This window comes from Streptomyces sp. NPDC008163, assembly GCF_042956885.1.
Lineage (GTDB): Bacteria > Actinomycetota > Actinomycetes > Streptomycetales > Streptomycetaceae > Streptomyces > Streptomyces drozdowiczii_A.
Genome location: NZ_JBIBHG010000009.1, coordinates 246,425 through 262,735 on the forward strand (window position 1 = coordinate 246,425; position 16,311 = coordinate 262,735).

Below are 16,311 nucleotides of genomic sequence, written 5' to 3' on the forward strand. Positions count from 1 at the left end.
ATCGCCCCGTCTCCGCCCGGGCGTTCATCCCTTCGGCTGGATCTTGGGCGCAATTTACGCTTTTCGCGTCCTTCCGGGTGGTGAATGGGGGCGTGCGACAGCAAACCCCCGGCCCGAGGAGCGTGGACCATCATGAACAACGCGGACAGTGCGTCGCAGAGCGTACAGACGATGTATGCCGAGCGATTCGCCACCGATCTCACCGACAACCGTGCGGAGCAGAAGGAACTCGCCGCACAGATCGAACGGCTGCGGGCCCGCCTGGACCAGTTGAGGGCGGACGAGACCTGGCTGACCGGAATGCAGGCCGCGCTGCCGGGAGAGACGGCGCCCCCGAGGCCGCGCCGCGCGCCGCGCACCGGTGCGAAGCCGGCCGGGGGTGACGCCCCGGCCGGCACGCCCGTCCCCGGCCCCCGGCCCGCCGGGCGCGCGAAGGCGAGGCCGTCCCGGGCCAGGACCAGCCCCAAGAAGGCGGCGCCCACCGCGACCCCTCCCCTGCACCAGCTCATCCGCGCCCTGATGCCCCTGGGCGAACCGCGCCTGGTGCGCGAGGTGCACGCGGATCTGGCGCAGGCGCACCCGGAGCGCGGCACTTCGGTGCAGGTGGTGCGCAACACCTTGGAGACCCTGGTGAAGCGGGGCGTCGTCGGGAAGGGCATCCAGAAGGGCACGGCCATGTACACGGCGACGGCATCTGTCGCGTCCGAGTGCGACGAGGCGCCGGTGGCCGGCTGAGGGCGTGCACAAGGCCGTGTCACACGTCCGGCCCCCGGGGAGCGTGCTCCCCGGGGGCCGGACGGTGGTACGACGGCGTCAGGCGGCCGTGATGTTCTCCGCCTGCGGGCCCTTCTGGCCCTGCGTGATGTCGAAGGTCACCGCCTGGCCCTCCTGGAGCTCACGGAAGCCGGAGGCGTTGATGTTCGAGTAGTGAGCGAAGACGTCCGGCCCGCCGCCGTCCTGCTGGATGAAGCCGAAACCCTTTTCGGCGTTGAACCACTTGACGGTTCCGCTGGCCATGCCGGTGCCTCTCAGTCGATATCGGGAGCCGCACCACGCGGTCCCAGTGGTGTCCTGCTCCGCCCCCTGCACAGCAAGGCGCCCGCGCCGGAGCACGGGCGGTTTCGGCGAACCACGACTTCCGGCAGTGACGCTACATGGCGAAACCCCTCTCCACCAGAGAGCAACGACTTCGCGTCGCGCCGGATGCCGGGGAAAGCCGCTGATGGGGCCGTAGTCACGGGGAACCGGGGCAGGTGGCGAACCTGACACCCGGGACGGTGTCACCGGACCGGAGCACCGGAGGGGGCACGAACGGGCTCCGGATGGAGCAGTGCCCGCCGGGATGAGAATGGTGCGGCCGGCAGGGGGGCTGCCGACCGCACCGAGTACCGCCCCGCCTCGGCCCGGGAGACCGAGGTGGGTGACGGAAAGAGCCAGATCAGCGGACCGTGGTGCGCAGTCCGCCCCGCCGGGGGGACGAAATACGGTCTGCTGGTCAAGCCCTTCCCGCCACCGTTCTGAACGGGTGCGGAATTCCGGCTGCGAACATTGCCAGGAGAGGACAGCAGGAAGACCGCACGTCAGGCCCGGGCTCACCGCCCCGAAGAGCTGTGGTCCGCTGCCTCACGGGCTCCAGCATGGAAGGTAAACAGACTGTTTTCTACGTCCAGTTTTTAGCGCTAAGCCACGTCGCGCCAATTAGGCTCACGCCCGCGCAACCGGGCTCATACGCGGGGGATTTGATCGCATGACCAACACGGACAAGACGGCACTGCGGACACTGCTCAGAGTCCGCCGTGCGCTGATCGACCCCACCGGGCACGGTTTCCACCGTTCGTCCCGGCAGGGTCGCCGCGCCCCCGGGCTGTCCCAGCACCAGGTCGACCAGTTGCTGCACCGCACCCCTGGTACCTATCGCCGGCTGGAGTCGGGCGCCTGGCCGCGGCCGGACACCGGCTTCCTCCGTGATGTGGCGATGCTCTTCGCCCTCAACGAGCAGGAGTGGGTGTCGCTGTGCCGGTACGCCGGGATAGGCGACCCGCCGGGACCGCTCACCGCCCGCTCGGGCAAGGAGGTCCCGGGTGTGTGGCAGGAGGCCATCGACGGGATGACCCATCCCGCGTACATCACCGACGCCTCCTGGGAGCTCATCGCGCACAACGGCGAGTTCGCGCGGCTGTTCCCCGGCGGGAACGTGCCCACGAACACGATGAGGTGGATGCTCATCGAACCCCAGGGCCGCGAGATGCTCATCGACTGGGACACCGCCTGGGCGCCGCTGGTCGTGCCGCAACTGCGGGCGGCGCTCGCCAGCAGGCCCGACGACGAGGTGCTCCGCCGGCTGGAGAAGGACGTGCTGGCCGACCCGGAGTGCGCCCCGATCTGGGAGTCGGGCGGTGCGCACATCCATCCGGACGGCGACGAACGGCCCATCCGTCACGCCGTCGACGGTCCGGGGTGGGTGACGATGTGTGCCGCGCAGCCCATGGCGGCTCCGGGCGCGCGCATGATCGTCCTCGTCTTCCACGCGGGCGCGCGGCGCGCGCACACCCGCGTTCCGGTACTGCGCGCTCAGTAGGGGCTTCCCTCCAGGGGTTTCGCGGTGTTGTGATCAGGGCGGAACAGCCGTTTGTGGCTTAGGTTGTGCCCACCCCCACATCGCCGCCGCACTGTGCCCGCCGGAGGATGTCGTGCCTGCCTACATAGCCCGCCCCACCACCGTGTTCCCCGCCCACAAAGTGACCACCGGTGAGATCGCGGACGACATCCGCGCCCATCACCCGGACCACCCGCGGCTCGCCGCGATCCTCCGCATCGTGGCCAACACCGGGGTGCGCAGCAGGTACTTCACCCGGCCGCTGACGGCGCCGACGGTGTCGGGGGACGCTGATGTCACGGCCCGGGCCGAGGCGGCGTTCACCGACGCGCTGGACATGGCGGAGCAGGCGGCACGGGGTGTGCTCGGGGCGTACGGGGTGGGACCGGACGATGTGGACGCCGTCATCACGACGCATTCGACGGGCTGGTCGGTCCCCAACATGGACATCCATCTCATCGACCGGCTGGGCCTGCGGCCGGACGTCCGCCGGATCGCCCTGACGACGCTGGCGTGCGCGGGCGGCACCCAGGCGCTGATCCGGGCCGTCGACCTGCTGGCCGCGAGACCCGGGGCGACCGTCCTGGTGGTCGCCGCCGAAGTCATCTCCGCCGTGTACAACCACCAGGACGACGCGGTCGAGCACATGATCTACAAGGTGCTGTTCGGGGACAGCGCGGCGGCGACGCTCGTCACCGATGCCCGGCTGGGCCCCGGTTTCCGCGTGGGTTCCCCGGCCGACACCTACGAGCACGTCCTGCCGGACAGCCTCACCCGGTACGCCGGCCGCCTCGATCCGGCCGGCTTCCACTTCGACAGCACGAAGGAGGCGCTGAGCGCGGCGGACGACGTGCTGCCCGCTCTGCTGTCCTGGCTCGGCCGGCCCTCCGTCGACTTCGGGGTCATCCATCCCGGCAGCGCGCGCATCATCAGCGACACCGCGACGGCGCTCGGCCTCGACGCCCACGACAGCCGGCACTCCACCGCCACCCTGGCCGACGAGGGCAACCTCGGCGGTGTCTCCGTACTCCGCATCCTCGAACGCACCCACGCCGAACCGCCGCCGGCCGGCGCCGAGGGGATCGCCGTCGCGTACGGGCCGGGCTTCGCCACGGCCGCGCTGCGCGGGACCTGGGCGGCCTGAGCGGCCGTGCGCGCCGAGCGAAGCCGCTCAGGGCCGCCCGGCCGGGTGGTGGGCCTGGAGGAGCGCGAGCGCCGCGAGGGTGATGCCGCAGGTGATACGTCCCTCGGTCAGCCAACCCGGCAACTCCCCGGGCGTGACCCAGACGGGCTCGGTGAGGGATTCCATCGCCTCGGGCTCCGCCCGCCCGGCGGTCGCCACGTCCACCTCCGCGACGTACACCTGGACCGGAGCGGCGAGGATGCCGGTGTCGGCGTGGATGACGCCGAGGGACCGCAGCGACGCGCAGACGAGCCCCGTCTCCTCGCGCAGTTCGCGGACGGCGGACGCCGCGAGCCCTTCCCCGTCCTCGCTCGCACCCCGGGGGAACTCCAGGGAGGCGGCCTGGACCGGGTAGCGGTAGTTCGCCACGAAGGCGTAACCGTCCGGGCCGACCGGTACGACGACGGCCCCTTCCTTGCGTGCCTGCCATCGCAGGTACTGTCCGGTGGCCCCGGACGGGGCGACGACGTCGTCGTTGTACAGCGTGCCGAAGCGGTTGCGGAAGACGGGCACTTCGCGCACCCGGCGGATGGGCGCCGGCGCGGCACCGGTCTGCGCGGAGCCGGGTCCGGTCACTGTGGTCACTTGGGCCTCCTCGGGTCTCTCCCGTCCCTGGAAGGTGCGAGGGGAGGCCCGGGTGTGACACCAGCTGAGGCCCGGGGCCGTACGGCCGGTAGGCTGCCCGGCGGGGTAGGCCGTAGCGCAGTGGTCGTCGCGCCTTCACGGCATGTAGGAGCACGCCGGTTCGAATCCGGTCGGCCCGCCCCGTCCTCCGGCGCCGGTTGACGCGCACCCCCGCGACCGGTTTCCTGGCGCGATGACCGATCTTCGTATCGAGCGGGTGGAGTGCGACGCCTCGCTCCTGGACTGGCAGTCCGTCCACAACGCCATCATCCCGACGGCCGCCCTGTCGTTCGCGGAAGTGAAGGAGCGCGCGGGGCGCAACCGGTTGTGCGTCGCGTACGCGGGGGACGTACTGGTGGGGTGTTCCACGGTGCGCCCGCCCGGCACGGACCATCCGGTGGGGACCGTGATCGCCCGCATCCTGCCCGAGCACCGGGGCCACGGGTTCGGCGGACAGCTGTACGCGCACGGGCTGGAGCTGGCCCGGGAGCTCGGCGCCGAGGTCATCGAGACGTGTGTCCTGGAGTCGAACCCCGAGGGCCTGCGGTTCGCGTTGCGGAACGGCTTCGTGGAGACCGAGCGGTACGTCCTGCCGGGCGACACCGTGCCGTTCATCGACCTCCGGCTGGCCTGACGCCCCGGCTGGCACGCGCACCGGGGCCCGCCGTCCCGCTCGGCAGGCCCCGGGTCGCGCGGATCGCGGTCAGGCGGTGTGGAGCGTCAGCCCGTACCGGTTCAGGATCTCGTTGATCGGCTGGTGCCAGGTCTCGCCGCCGGAGCTGCAGTTGCCCCAGCCGCCCGAGGTGACACCCTGCGCCTGGTCACCGCTGATGAAGGAGCCTCCGGAGTCCCCGCCCTCCGCGCAGACACTGGTCTTGGTCATCTGGTAGACCGCGCCGTCCGCGTAGTTGACCGTGTCGTTGGTGGCGAGCACATTGCCGCAGTGCCAGTGCGAGGTGGAGCCGGAGCGGCAGATCGAGGCGCCGATCGGAGCCACGTTGGATCCCCGGACCAGCTGGTCGGAGACGGTGCCCCAGCCGAGGACGACGGGGACCGTCCACCAGCCGTTGCCCACGCTGACCCACGCGTAGTCGTCGCCGGGGAACGACGAGCCCTGGAAGTTGCCGATGAAGGAGCCGTCCCAGCCGCTGACCCCGGCACCCGCCCGGCCGCAGTGCCCGGCCGTGACGAAGCCGCCGTAGACGGAGAAGCCGATGGAGCACCGTACGTTGCCCGTGTAGTACGGGTCGCCGCCGACGGTCCCGGCCGAGAAGGTCCGGGGTGCCTCGGCGGTCTGCTCGACGGTGACCGGACCGGCCGCGCGGGCCTTCCGGACGAACTCCTGGACATCGTTGTCAGAACGCTGCGACGCGACGACGTCCACGACGACCGAGTTCGTGCGGGGGTCGACGTGCCAGCTGCTGACGCCTTGCGGGGCGTCCAGCTTGTCCAGCTTCGCCTTGACCGAGTCGAGGCGCTTCTCGGTGTGGCTCACCATGCGCACGGCGGCGCCCGTGGCCCGTACGGCGTTCGCCTGGCCGGCATCGGTGACGGCGACGGTCAGACCGCCGGTCGCCGGGTCGAACCAGGAGCCGCCATATGCCGCTCCGGCGGCGTGGCGCGCCTTCGGCTGGAGCGCGGTGGCGGTCTTCTCCTGGGAGAGCCGGACCTTTGCCTGATGGGCCGTCAGGCCGAGGTCGCGCTGCATGGCGGTGAGCAGACCGTCGGATGCGGGCGCGGGAGCGGTGGCAGGGGTGTCGGCGGCGGAGGCCGAGGGGAAGCCCGCGCCCGCCCAGGCTCCGAGGAGCAGTACGGCGGAGAGTGCGGTCCTCAAGGCTGTGGAGCATCTCAAGGTCTTGGCCCTTCTGTTGTTCCGGCTGGGTGGGGGAGGAACAGCAGGCGTCCGAGGCGTCCTCCGTGAGAGCGCTCTCAGAGTGTGCCGCTCCGGACTGTAGCGGAGAAGTCATTAGCAGGTCCATGCCAATGACATGGGTGACGGTACGGGCCGCCCGCTGAGTAGCCGTACTCATCCCCCGCACGCGGCGCCGTCCTACCGTCACATCAGATGAAGGAGCAGGTCCGGCCGTTGGACGCCCGGAACGCGAGCAGGGGGCGGGCGGAGATGGGCGGATCGCCGAGACGGCGCAGGACGGCGGCCGAAACGGCCGGGGCACTGGCGTTCGGACTCGCCGCCGCCCTCGCGGGGTGCGGGTGGGTGACCACCACCGAGGAGGACCGCGCGTACGCCGAGAAGCCGGCCGCGAAGCATCACCCGAGCGTCCTCCGCGTCATCGACGCGCACACCCTGCTCCCGCGCTCCGGCGGTTCGGAGATCACCTTCGCGATGACCGACGACCCCGACGCCGTGGTCAGGATGCGGGTGGACGCCGACGCGGGCACCTGCGACACCCATGACTGCCGGGGCGTGATGGACGAGGCGGTGGAGCGGGGACGGCGCGACGCGGCGGCGCTGCGGGGGCTCCTCGGCGCGTTCCGGCGCTGCGGCCACGAGGTGGTCGCCGTCGACCCGCAGACCGGGGCGCCGTGGATCGCCGCGTCCCCCACCAACGCGACGGTCACCGGCCTGCTCAAGGACATCGGAGCATGCGCGCGGCAGCGGAAGGACGGAACCGAGGTGAAGGGCGCGTCGGTCAGTCTGGTCTCCCCGGCCGTCGCCGGGAAGCGGCCCACCCCCGCGTGCGGGTCAGTGGCTACGAGTGGATCGGGCGCCTGGAGCCCGGCACCGTCGACCGGCCGACGGGGTACGTCCTCTGCTCCGAGGAGCCGGACGGGGAGAAGCCGTGTCCGGGCAACCGGGCTGTTCTGGCCACAACCGACCTCCGCGGCGGTCTGCGGGAGATCGGCAAGGTCCGAGAGGGCCGGGGACCGCTGGAGCTGCCCCCGATGTGATCCGCCGTGTCAGGAGCGGGCGGGACGGTAGGTGTACGTGTCCCACAGCGCCCGGACCGCGTCGCTGTCCGTCCAGCGCCCGGGCGCCGCGGCCCGGCCGGGCGTTTCCCACACCCTGACGTGGCCGGCGCCCGGCACCCAGCCGGGGTCGCCGATGGCCGCGAACCCGGCCCAGGCCGAGGTCATCCGGTGCGCGAGGGCCCGGTCCTCGGCCGTGGGCGCGGCGCCGCCGATGAGGAACCGGGTGCGCTCGTCGTCCACGTTGCCGAAGGCGAAGGGCACGTCGGCGCAGTGCCAGGCGCGCACTCCCCCGCCCCTGCGGTCGAAGCGGGCGAGGAAGGCGCGGCCGCCCGCCGCCGTGTGGGCCTCGGCGAGCCGGCTGCTGTACTCGGCGAACATCAGGTCCCCGTACACGGCGAGGTGGAGGTCGTACGGTTCGGCGCCGGGCATGAGTGCGCGATACCCGTCGACGAGCCCGGACGGCAGGCCGAAGTCGGCGGCGAAGCACCGAAGGCGTTCGTCCGTGGGGACTTCGCAGGCGCTGCCGACGGCGTCCATCAGCCAGTACTCCTCGGTCGTATGGCAGACGAGGAGGTCGATGTGCCGGGGGGCTCCGGCGGCGACGAGGGCGAGCGGGTCGTCGCGCAGAACCTCCCCGTCGGCGACCGGTCCGTAGATGACGGGGTCCCAGTGCAGCGCCCCGGAGCCGGGGTCGTCGCGGTAGTCCCCGACGACCCGGTCCGAAGCCGCGAGCAGTTCCTGCGGGGTGGCCCCGGTCACGGAGGTCCCCGCGGCGGCGGCGACGCGGGCGGTGACCTGCTCGGCGAGCTCCGGTGCGAAGACGGGGCCGACCGCGCTGTGGGCGATCACCCGCCGGAAGAGCCCGTGCGCGCGGTCCATCACCATCAGGCAGACCGCGGACGTCGCTCCGGCCGACTGTCCGGCCAGGGTGACATTGTCCGAGGCTCCCCCGAACGCGGCGATGTTGTCGCGGACCCATTCGAGGGCGGCGAGCTGGTCGAGCAGACCGCGGTTGGGCGGTCCGGCGTCGTCCGGGATCTGCCCGAAGCCCTCGAAGCCGACGCGGTAGTTCAGGGTGACGACGACGAGGCCGGTGCGGGCCAGGGCCGTACCGTCGAAGTCCGGCTGGGCGCTCGATCCGAAGGTGTAGGCGCCGCCGTGGATCCAGACCAGCACGGGCAGCGGGCCCGGTGCGGTCGCGGGGGCCCAGACGTTGAGGCTCAGCACGTCCTCGTCACCGGGTGACCAGACCGGAGCGCCCGGCAGTTCGGCGGACTGCGGGGCGACGGGGCCGAACTCCGCGCAGTCGCGGACTCCGGGCCACGGAGCGCGCGGGCGCGGGGCCCGGAAGCGGTTCTCGCCGAACGGCGGCTCGGCGTACGGGATTCCGAGGACGGCGACGACGCCCCCGTGCGGTGCGCGTCCGCGCACCCGACCGCTTGCCGTCTCGTACACACCGCTGCCCGTCAACGCGCTCCCACTGCCCTTCGGTCATCGCGCCCGGCCGGGAGCGGTGATCAGGATGGCTCACTTCCGGCGTCGGCGCGAAGGGAATTCGACGGAGGTGATCGGGGAGGCGGTCAGCCGGCCTGTCCGATGGCGCTGCGGAGCATGGCCACGGTGGTCGCCGCGGCGGCCCGCTCAGCCTCGTCCTCCGTGGCCCGCACCCGCTCCTCCAGCAGCACCACCGCCGCCTGGAGTACGCCGACGCGCACCGGAACGGACCGCATGGCCGTCAGCACGGCCGCCGCCTGCTCGGCCGGTGTGGCGGGCGCGGCCTGCGGGATGAGGGTGGTGATGCCGCGCCCGAGCGCACGGTCACGAGGCGGCTGGGCCGCGGGTGTGGTCACCGGAGAATTCTGCCGCACCCGGCACGTCGAATGGGTCAGCGACCTGGCCGTACCGGTGCGTTCTCCCGCGCCCCTTCGTGGACGCGGAGCAACAGGGCGGTCAGCTGGGCGCGTTCGCGGGAGGTCAGGGGCGCGAGGACGTCGTCCTGCACCGCCAGCGCCTCGGACTTGAGGCTTTCCAGCAGGGCGCGGCCGGCCGGTGTGACGGTGACCGTGACGCGTCGCCGGTCGGCGGTGTCGCGGGCCCGCTCCACCAGGCCGGACGAGCCGAGCCCGTCCACGATCTTCACGACGTCGCTGCGGTCGATCGAGAGCCGCGTGGCGAGTTCGCGCTGCACATGGGGGCCGAAGTCGGCGAGCGCGGCGAGGACCGCCATGTGCCAGAGCCTCAGCCCGCGTTCGGCGAGCCGGTCGGCGAGCCTGCCGCGCGCCGCTTTGCCGGTCTTGGACATGAGGTAGGTCGTCATACCCAGGAGACTGGGAGGGGTTTCGTTCATCGGGTATATCGTAGGGCCAACCCAATGATGGGTGTGCACCTACTGAAGGAGCCTCTGTGGACGCGCTGCATCCCCGCCTGCTGGTCGACCGGTTCGCCGACTGCTTCCGCTTCTACGACGCCGTACTGCCGGAGCTGATCGGTGCCGTACGGGCCAGTGGCAACGCATCGGGGCCGTACGCGCATTGGGACGTCGAGGGCCAGGGTGTACTGGTGCTGTTCGACCGGGGCGCGATGGCGACGGTCGCCGGGACCAAGCATCTGCCCGCCGACCCGCCGCCGGCCCAGGACCGGTCGATGTTCGTCCTGCGCGTGGCGGACGTCGACGCGGGGCTGGCCCTCTGCCTCGGTCACGGTGCGGAGTTGACCGCGCCCGCGTGCGACCGCCCGGAGTGGGGGCCGGGGCTGCGCACCGCCCATGTGCGCGACCCCGGGGGGCATCTCGTGGAGCTGCAGTCCTACTGACCGGTGGCGGCCGCCGTCACTTCCGCGCCCAGGCGCGCATCGCGGCCCGCGAGGAGAAGTCCGCGACGTCCTTGTCGAGCGGCTGGTCGGTGTACTGGTGGATGCGCCAGGAAGCCTTGATGCGCGGCTTGCCCGCCTTCACATAGTCGGCGACCCAGAGCCCGTCCCCGGCGTACGACGTGGTGTCGTGGTTGAGCCAGAAGTAGCGGTTGCAGTAGAGCAGGACGCGGTGGTGCGGCCGGAGGCGTTTGACCTCACGGATGAAGCGGTCCTTCTCGGCGTTGCTCGGCCGGGTGCCCTCGCCGTTCTGCTCCCAGTCGACGGCGAGCAGGTCACCCGCCTTCTCGGGCGCCTTGCTCAGGAAGTACTCGGCCTGGGCCGTGATGTTTCCGGGCCACAGGAAGTGGTAGAAGCCGACGACGCATTCGGCGTCGCGGGCACGTTTCGTCTGGTCGGTCAGGCGTGGGTTGACGTACGAACGGCCCTCGGTGGCCTTGATGAAGACGAAGTCCAGTCCGTCCGTGTCGAACGAGGACTGATAGGCGCTGACATCGACACCGTGCAGCATGGGCACCGCCTCTACAAATGGCTGGCTCTGTTCCGCTTGTCTTCCCCTCCCGCCCGCTCTTCACCCATGCCGGGAGCGCGAATGCGCGTGTGTGCCGGGGCGCACGCTCCGGCACACACGCACGGGTGACCCGGACGGGAGGTCAGGCATCGAAGCCGGTGGAGCGGCTGACCTTCTCCCAGGCGAGCGTCTCCGCGCGGGAGGCGTCGAGCGCGCCGAGCACGGCGTCCGTCGCGTCGTTGCCGAGCGGCAGTCGCAGCGGGGTGTCCTCGGCGGCCAGCGCGGTGAGGATGGCCGCGGCGGCCTTGGCCGGGTCGCCCTCCTGCTTGCCGTCCGACTCGGGCAGGCCGCTGCGGACCGGCCCGACGGAGTCCGCGTAGGCGTCCAGCGGCGCGGACTGGCGCAGGGCGCCCCCGCCGGCGAACCCGGTGCGGAAGGAACCGGGTTCGACGATCAGGACCTTGACGCCGTGCGGGGCGACCTCGGCGGCCAGCGCCTCGGACAGCCCCTCCAGGGCGAACTTCGTCGCGGAGTAGCCGCCGACGCCGGGGAAGGTGAACCGGCCGCCCATGCTGCTCATCTGGACCACGGCGCCCGAACCGTTGCGGCGCATGTGCGGCAGCACGGCCCGGACCAGAGCCGCGGGGCCGAAGAAGTGGAGGTCCATGAGGTCCCGCAGCTCGCGGTCGGTGGTCTCCTCGACCGCGCCGACGAGTCCCATGCCCGCGTTGTTCACGAGCACGTCGATCCGCCCGTACCAGAGCACGGTGTCCGCGACGACGTCGGCGATGCGGGCGGTGTCGGTGACGTCGAGCTGGACGGCGACCGCGCGGTCGGGGTGTGCGGCGACGAGGTCGTCCAGCGCCTCGGGGCGGCGAGCCGTGGCGACGACCGTGTCCCCGGCGGCGAGGGCGGCCTCGGCGATGGACCGGCCGAAGCCCGAGGAGGCGCCGGTGATCAGCCAGACACGGCCCGGGGCGTTGTCGCGGGCGGGGGTGGCGGGGGCGGTGTTCATGTCCAACTCCGTTTTTTCGTCGGCGCGTTGTGGTGATCCCTTTATGTCATCCGCACCCGAGGACGGTCCAAGACATGGATTCACCGGAGCGATAAAGACGGCTTATGATCGCGCCATGGAACTGCGCCAGCTGCACTACCTCACGGTGATGGCCGAGGAGGAGAACCTGGGCCGGGCCGCCCGCAGGCTCTTCGTCAGCCAGCCGGCTCTCTCGTACGCGCTCAAGAGTCTGGAGACGGAGCTCGGCGTGAAGCTGTTCGACCGTCACGCGGGCGGAGTCTCGGCGACCGCGGCGGGGCGCGATGTGATCGCCGAGGCGCTGCTCACCGTACGGCAGGCCGAGCGTGTGACCGCGGCGGCCGCGCGTCACACGCGGGGCGAGACGGGTGTGCTGCGGGTCGGGTTCGAGGCGAGCGGGGCGGGCGAACTCACCACCAGGGCGCGGGCGGAGTTCGCCCGCCTCCATCCCGGAGTGCGGGTGGCGCCCAAGCGGTACGACTGGGGCCAGGAGGCCGACGCGCTGCGGGACGGTCTCACGGACGTGGCGTTCGTCTGGCTGCCCAACGACCTGACCGGGCTCACGTACGAGACGGTGCACACCGAGTCCCGTGTCGTCGGCCTGCCCACGGCGCACCCGCTGGCGTCCCGCTCCGGCGTCTCCGTCCTCGACGTCAAGGACGAGCCCCTGCTCTGGACCCGGCGGGCGCCCCGGCAGTGGGTGGACTGGTGGGCCGTCAATCCGCGCCCCGACGGGTCGGCCCCGGTCTGGGGGCCGACCAACGACAACGTCGAGGAGATGCTGGAGCAGGTGGCGCAGGGGTCCGCGATCTGCTTCGCACCCGAGAGCATGGCCCGCTATTACGCGCGCCCCGATCTGTCCTGGGTGCCGCTCACCGATGTCGAGCCGCTGCGCGTGGTCCTGGCCTGGGCGGACGGCGCGGACACGGCGCTGGTACGGGGCTTCGCCCGTGTGGTGCGCGAGCTCGCCTCGGAGGCGTAACCCCTCATTCCGCTCCGGGGGCGTCCTCCGGGGCGGGCGGCAGGCTGTCCATGAAGGAGCTGACGGAGAACACCGCGTTCCCCGCTCCGGGCGGGCCGTAACCGGGAGGCGAGCTGAGCCCGAACTCCTCCATCGTCGCGCGGTAGGACTCCAGGAGCCGGATGTGGTACTCCAGCGGCGCCCCGTCCGGGTTGGTCTTGCCGAGCGGGGTCGTCGGCTCCGGGCACCAGGTGGTGAAGCGCGGGGTGATGCCGTGCGACATGAAGAAGCGCAGGCCCTCGGTGGTCGAGTCGATGGCCTCCTTCACCGTGGTGAAACCGAACGGCTCGGCCATCTCGACACCGGCCACGAAGTTCGGGATGACGTTGCGGGCGCCGAAGACGTCGGCGGAGTCCAGGATGCGGCGGTGCCACTCGTCACGGCCGACGTAGCGCTCCTTGCCGGGGCAGTACAGCTCGAACAGCCGGCGGTCCCACACCTCGTAGTTGGGGTGGTAGATCTGCACCCCGTAGTCGTGGAAGCGCTGCACGTCCGCCTTGGGCAGGGCCTGGGCGACGACCTTCCCGATCCACCGGCCCGGAAAACGCTCCTCGATGGCCTTGGCGTACTGGCCGTAGAAGTCCGCCTCGTCCCGGCCGCCGATGTGCGAGGTGATGGCGCCGCCGGTGAGGGTGTAAGCGGTGGAGGTCTTCGCCGTGTCGTACCGGTCGATGATCTCCAGCGCCTCCAGCACCTCCTCGACGGGCTTCACCCCGGTGTACGGGCGGCCCGCCGCCTTGTGCTGGCGCCAGTTGTGGTTGATGTCGCAGTACTGGCACTCCTCCTTCGCGCCGAAGTACTGGCAGACGCGGAAGACCGTGAGGTAGACGAGGTAGCCCCACTGGATGGTCGGAGCGACCTCCATGACCGACTTCCCGTTGGCGAGCGTGTGCCGGTAGTAGTCGGGCATCGGGGGCAGGCCGACGTCGGAGATGCGCCTGCCGTCGAGGTAGAGCCCCAGCATCCCGTCCGCGTCCGCCGCGACACGGTAGGGGGACGCGGGGTTGACACGCACGGAGACGACGGTGCGCCGCAGCTCGTACGGGCCGCCGGTGAGCACGATCTCCTCGGGCGGGCGGCGCAGGGCGGCCGCGCCGAGCTCGGGCAGGGTGCCGTGGTCGAAGGAGAAGATGAAGTACGACTTCGGCTTGACGTCACCGCCCTCGTTGTCGCTGAGCGCGGACTCGTCGAAGGCGACGCCGCCGCGCAGCAGGTCCTCCTTGATGACGGCCTCGCGCGGCACGTGCGGGAACTGCTCCATCAGCCGTTCGACGAGCCGGGTGCGGTCTGCGGTGCCGGGCTCGGTGCGGCTGGGATCGGTGCGGCTGGGCATGTGCGGGCTCCTCGGTCGGTCGTCGGCGTGTTCCGGATGCGACGTCTGTGCAACGAACCACGGCCGCGGGGCGTTCTCTTCCCGGCTGCCGGATGCGTCACTCCCCGCTTCCGAATCCTATGTGACCGGTCAGTAAGGTGTGGGGGCGGGAGCCCGTCGGCCGTGCGGCCGGTCCGACGCCCGCTGGTGACCGCCGCCGGCCGCGGATCGGAGGTGCTTCATGCCCCGCACCATGTCCGTGTCGGACAGCATCGTCGTGCGCACCGGACCGCTGGACGTGTACGCGCGGCTGAGCGACCCCACCGCGATGGGCCGGTGGAGCCCGGAGAACCTGGGCGCGCGGGTGCGCGGCGAGCGCCGGGAGACGTACGTCGGCATGGTCTTCGACGGCCGCAACAAGCGGGGGCCGGTCAGCTGGACGACACGGTGCACGGTGACGGCGGCCGATCCCGGGAGGCGGTTCGCGTTCCGGGTCCATGCGATCGGTGCGCGGCGGCCGTTGCTGCGCGGGCCGATCGCCACGTGGGAGTACCGCTTCGAGGCGGTGGAGGGCGGCACCCGGGTCACGGAGACGTGGACGGACGACCGCCGCGCCTGGCCGGACGTCGTGGCGAATGCCTTCGACCGGGTGGCCACGCGGGGGCACACCTTCGCCGCGTTCCAGCGCCGGAACATCCGCACCACGCTCGAACGCCTCAAGGCGGCTCTGGAGTCACCGGCCGCCTGACGGGTCACGGCGTCCAGTGGGCAGGGCGGGCGAGCGACGGCGGGAGCCGGGTGGTACCGCTCCCCCGGGCCGCGTTCACCTGCGCCTGGGTCAGGAACAGCGCGCCGGTGAGGTCGGCGCCGGACAGGTCCGCGTCCCGGAAGTCCGCGCCGATCAGGTCCGCCATGCGCAGGTCGGCGCCGCCGAGGTCCGCCGCGATGAGGTAGGCGCCGCGCAGATCGGCGCCCCGGAGGTCCGCCTTCCGCAGCCGGGCGCCCATGAGGTCGCCGCCTCGGTGGCTGCGCTTCCGGCGGCCCGGTGCCGTGGCGCGGACGAGTTCGCTCACGCGCCCGAGGAGCACGGCGACCTCGCCCCGGTGGGCGGCCACGTCGAGCTCCGACAGGGCGGTGGCATCGAGGCGGGTCAGGGCTTCGGTCGCTTCGAGGGTGCGCCGGATCTCGCCGCGCAGGGAGCGGGCGGGGGCGAGGCCGGCCGCCTCCGTCAGGTACCAGAGCAGCTCATGGAGTTGCCGGACGACCGGGAACACCTCGAACATCTGCTGCTTGGTCTCGGGGGCGGCCCGCCAGTCCCGGCCGCCGAAGATCTCCACCGATACCTTCTGACCGGCCCCGAAACAGTCGTAGACGGTGCAGCCGGGAAACCCCTCGGTGCGCAGCCGGGAGTGGATGCCGCAGCGGAAGTCGTCCCGGAGGTTCCGGCAGGGTGTGCCGGACGCCTTGTCGACGGCGAAGTCGGCGGAGCGGGTGAGCGTCAGCGCGACGCAGCACAGGGCGAAGCAGCTGCCGCAGTCGGCGCGCAGGGCGGCACGGCCGTCGTCGTCCTGACGGTCGGTGCCGGCGGGCCGGTCGGTGTCGGGCACAGGGGTGGGTCCTTCGGGGCGCGGTGTTCACGAGCAGCACCGGAGCCTATCGGCTTCGCGTCCGGTCGGCCGTTGTCGGTGGTGCGGCGCACACTGGCAGCAGTGCGTCACGGGGACGGGAGGAGGGGGTCGCGGATGGGCGGCGAGGAGGAGAACGGGTTCGAACCGGCGACCGGGGACGGCCCGTCGGCTCCCGGTGAGGCGGCGGCGCGCGCCGCTTCGGTGCGGTCGGCGTGGGCCGGGCTGTTGCAGATCAGGCGGCTGGCGAACGGCGGCCGGGCCGACCCGGAGTCGGTGCCCGCCCCGTGGGAACTGCACCGTCCGGTACGGGCCGTGGCCCTGGCCCTGGAAGCCGCCGGGCTCCCCGCCTCTGCGGTCGGACCGTCAGGGGAGCGTACGGGGAAGGGCTACCGGGTGACGGAGGGGGCGTCGCCCGGCACGGTGCGGGTGGAGTGGCCGGGGCCGGCCGGGAGCGGGGCGGCGTACGAGGAGGCCGATGAGCTGACCCGGTGCGCGGCGGCGCTGCGGGAGTTGGGCTGGACCGCGCTGCTGTACCGGGGGCCGCGCGGTCGCCGTTTTCTGGAGGTCGAGCCGTCGGCGGGTCGTCCGGACGGCCGATAGTCGC

At 72.1% G+C, this 16,311-nt stretch carries 19 protein-coding genes and 1 tRNA gene; 10 read left to right on the plus strand and 10 right to left on the minus strand.

Annotated elements, in window-relative coordinates:
* Positions 1-132 precede the first annotated feature (132 nt).
* Entirely contained in the window at positions 133-735 is a 603-nt protein-coding gene (locus ACFZAT_RS21535; RefSeq protein ID WP_391265830.1) for a hypothetical protein, read from the plus strand.
* A 78-nt stretch (positions 736-813) separates the two neighbouring features.
* On the opposite strand, the gene ACFZAT_RS21540 is transcribed toward ACFZAT_RS21535, so the two are convergent.
* Complete coding sequence (locus ACFZAT_RS21540; RefSeq protein ID WP_018104984.1) at positions 814-1,017, minus strand: cold-shock protein; 204 nt, start codon at positions 1,015-1,017, stop codon at positions 814-816.
* 730 nt (positions 1,018-1,747) lie between these two features.
* Between ACFZAT_RS21540 and ACFZAT_RS21545 the strand changes: the two genes are divergently transcribed.
* Both ACFZAT_RS21545 and ACFZAT_RS21550 read left to right on the plus strand, forming a co-directional pair.
* Positions 1,748-2,578, plus strand: coding sequence for a helix-turn-helix domain-containing protein (locus tag ACFZAT_RS21545; RefSeq protein ID WP_391265832.1), 831 nt, complete (start codon positions 1,748-1,750; stop codon positions 2,576-2,578).
* 112 nt (positions 2,579-2,690) lie between these two features.
* Positions 2,691-3,740: a PhlD gene (locus ACFZAT_RS21550; protein ID WP_391265833.1), complete on the plus strand. Its 1,050-nt coding sequence runs from the start codon at positions 2,691-2,693 to the stop codon at positions 3,738-3,740.
* 27 nt (positions 3,741-3,767) lie between these two features.
* Here the strand turns inward: ACFZAT_RS21550 and ACFZAT_RS21555 are convergent, their stop codons facing one another.
* Positions 3,768-4,364 carry an NUDIX domain-containing protein gene (locus ACFZAT_RS21555; protein ID WP_391265835.1) on the minus strand — a complete coding sequence of 199 codons (597 nt, stop codon included), beginning with the start codon at positions 4,362-4,364 and terminating at the stop codon, positions 3,768-3,770.
* A 106-nt stretch (positions 4,365-4,470) separates the two neighbouring features.
* Here ACFZAT_RS21555 and ACFZAT_RS21560 point away from each other — a divergent pair.
* Both ACFZAT_RS21560 and ACFZAT_RS21565 read left to right on the plus strand, forming a co-directional pair.
* Positions 4,471-4,543, plus strand: a tRNA-Ala gene (locus ACFZAT_RS21560).
* Positions 4,544-4,596: 53 nt separating this feature from the next.
* The gene (locus tag ACFZAT_RS21565) at positions 4,597-5,037 is read left to right on the plus strand and encodes a GNAT family N-acetyltransferase (RefSeq protein WP_391265836.1); all 441 of its coding nucleotides are present in this window, start codon (positions 4,597-4,599) and stop codon (positions 5,035-5,037) included.
* Between the two features lie 69 nt (positions 5,038-5,106).
* Here the strand turns inward: ACFZAT_RS21565 and ACFZAT_RS21570 are convergent, their stop codons facing one another.
* Positions 5,107-6,255 carry an alpha-lytic protease prodomain-containing protein gene (locus ACFZAT_RS21570; protein WP_391265838.1) on the minus strand — a complete coding sequence of 383 codons (1,149 nt, stop codon included), beginning with the start codon at positions 6,253-6,255 and terminating at the stop codon, positions 5,107-5,109.
* Positions 6,256-6,468: 213 nt separating this feature from the next.
* On the opposite strand from ACFZAT_RS21570, the gene ACFZAT_RS21575 reads away from it, so the two are divergent.
* Entirely contained in the window at positions 6,469-7,344 is an 876-nt protein-coding gene (locus ACFZAT_RS21575; RefSeq protein ID WP_391265839.1) for a hypothetical protein, read from the plus strand.
* Here ACFZAT_RS21575 and ACFZAT_RS21580 read toward each other — a convergent pair.
* The 3 genes from ACFZAT_RS21580 to ACFZAT_RS21590 all read right to left on the minus strand — a co-directional run bounded on the left by ACFZAT_RS21580 (position 7,323) and on the right by ACFZAT_RS21590 (position 9,681).
* Complete coding sequence (locus ACFZAT_RS21580; protein WP_391265840.1) at positions 7,323-8,804, minus strand: carboxylesterase family protein; 1,482 nt, start codon at positions 8,802-8,804, stop codon at positions 7,323-7,325. The two genes, ACFZAT_RS21575 and ACFZAT_RS21580, sit on opposite strands and share 22 nt — an antisense overlap.
* Before the next feature lie 110 nt (positions 8,805-8,914).
* Complete coding sequence (locus tag ACFZAT_RS21585; RefSeq protein ID WP_391265842.1) at positions 8,915-9,184, minus strand: hypothetical protein; 270 nt, start codon at positions 9,182-9,184, stop codon at positions 8,915-8,917.
* Positions 9,185-9,219: 35 nt separating this feature from the next.
* Entirely contained in the window at positions 9,220-9,681 is a 462-nt protein-coding gene (locus ACFZAT_RS21590; RefSeq protein WP_391265843.1) for a MarR family transcriptional regulator, read from the minus strand.
* Positions 9,682-9,737: 56 nt separating this feature from the next.
* On the opposite strand from ACFZAT_RS21590, the gene ACFZAT_RS21595 reads away from it, so the two are divergent.
* On the plus strand, positions 9,738-10,145 hold the full coding sequence (locus ACFZAT_RS21595) for a VOC family protein (protein ID WP_391265845.1): 408 nt from the start codon (positions 9,738-9,740) through the stop codon (positions 10,143-10,145).
* 16 nt (positions 10,146-10,161) lie between these two features.
* Here ACFZAT_RS21595 and ACFZAT_RS21600 read toward each other — a convergent pair whose 3' ends face one another.
* Together ACFZAT_RS21600 and ACFZAT_RS21605 are read right to left on the minus strand one after the other, a co-directional pair.
* Positions 10,162-10,713 (minus strand): GH25 family lysozyme, encoded by a 552-nt coding sequence (locus ACFZAT_RS21600; protein WP_391265846.1) that lies wholly within the window; start codon positions 10,711-10,713, stop codon positions 10,162-10,164.
* A gap of 142 nt (positions 10,714-10,855) precedes the next feature.
* Positions 10,856-11,728, minus strand: coding sequence for an oxidoreductase (locus tag ACFZAT_RS21605; RefSeq protein ID WP_391265847.1), 873 nt, complete (start codon positions 11,726-11,728; stop codon positions 10,856-10,858).
* 115 nt (positions 11,729-11,843) lie between these two features.
* Here ACFZAT_RS21605 and ACFZAT_RS21610 point away from each other — a divergent pair, with 115 nt between their 5' ends.
* Positions 11,844-12,728 carry a LysR substrate-binding domain-containing protein gene (locus ACFZAT_RS21610; protein ID WP_391265849.1) on the plus strand — a complete coding sequence of 295 codons (885 nt, stop codon included), beginning with the start codon at positions 11,844-11,846 and terminating at the stop codon, positions 12,726-12,728.
* A gap of 4 nt (positions 12,729-12,732) precedes the next feature.
* On the opposite strand, the gene ACFZAT_RS21615 is transcribed toward ACFZAT_RS21610, so the two are convergent.
* Entirely contained in the window at positions 12,733-14,100 is a 1,368-nt protein-coding gene (locus ACFZAT_RS21615) for a radical SAM protein (RefSeq protein WP_391265852.1), read from the minus strand.
* A gap of 220 nt (positions 14,101-14,320) precedes the next feature.
* Here ACFZAT_RS21615 and ACFZAT_RS21620 point away from each other — a divergent pair, with 220 nt between their 5' ends.
* On the plus strand, positions 14,321-14,827 hold the full coding sequence (locus tag ACFZAT_RS21620) for an SRPBCC family protein (RefSeq protein WP_391265855.1): 507 nt from the start codon (positions 14,321-14,323) through the stop codon (positions 14,825-14,827).
* Between the two features lie 4 nt (positions 14,828-14,831).
* Here the strand turns inward: ACFZAT_RS21620 and ACFZAT_RS21625 are convergent, their stop codons facing one another.
* Positions 14,832-15,686 (minus strand): pentapeptide repeat-containing protein, encoded by an 855-nt coding sequence (locus tag ACFZAT_RS21625; RefSeq protein ID WP_391265859.1) that lies wholly within the window; start codon positions 15,684-15,686, stop codon positions 14,832-14,834.
* A 135-nt stretch (positions 15,687-15,821) separates the two neighbouring features.
* Between ACFZAT_RS21625 and ACFZAT_RS21630 the strand changes: the two genes are divergently transcribed.
* Entirely contained in the window at positions 15,822-16,307 is a 486-nt protein-coding gene (locus tag ACFZAT_RS21630) for a hypothetical protein (protein ID WP_391265862.1), read from the plus strand.
* Positions 16,308-16,311: the final 4 nt, after the last annotated feature.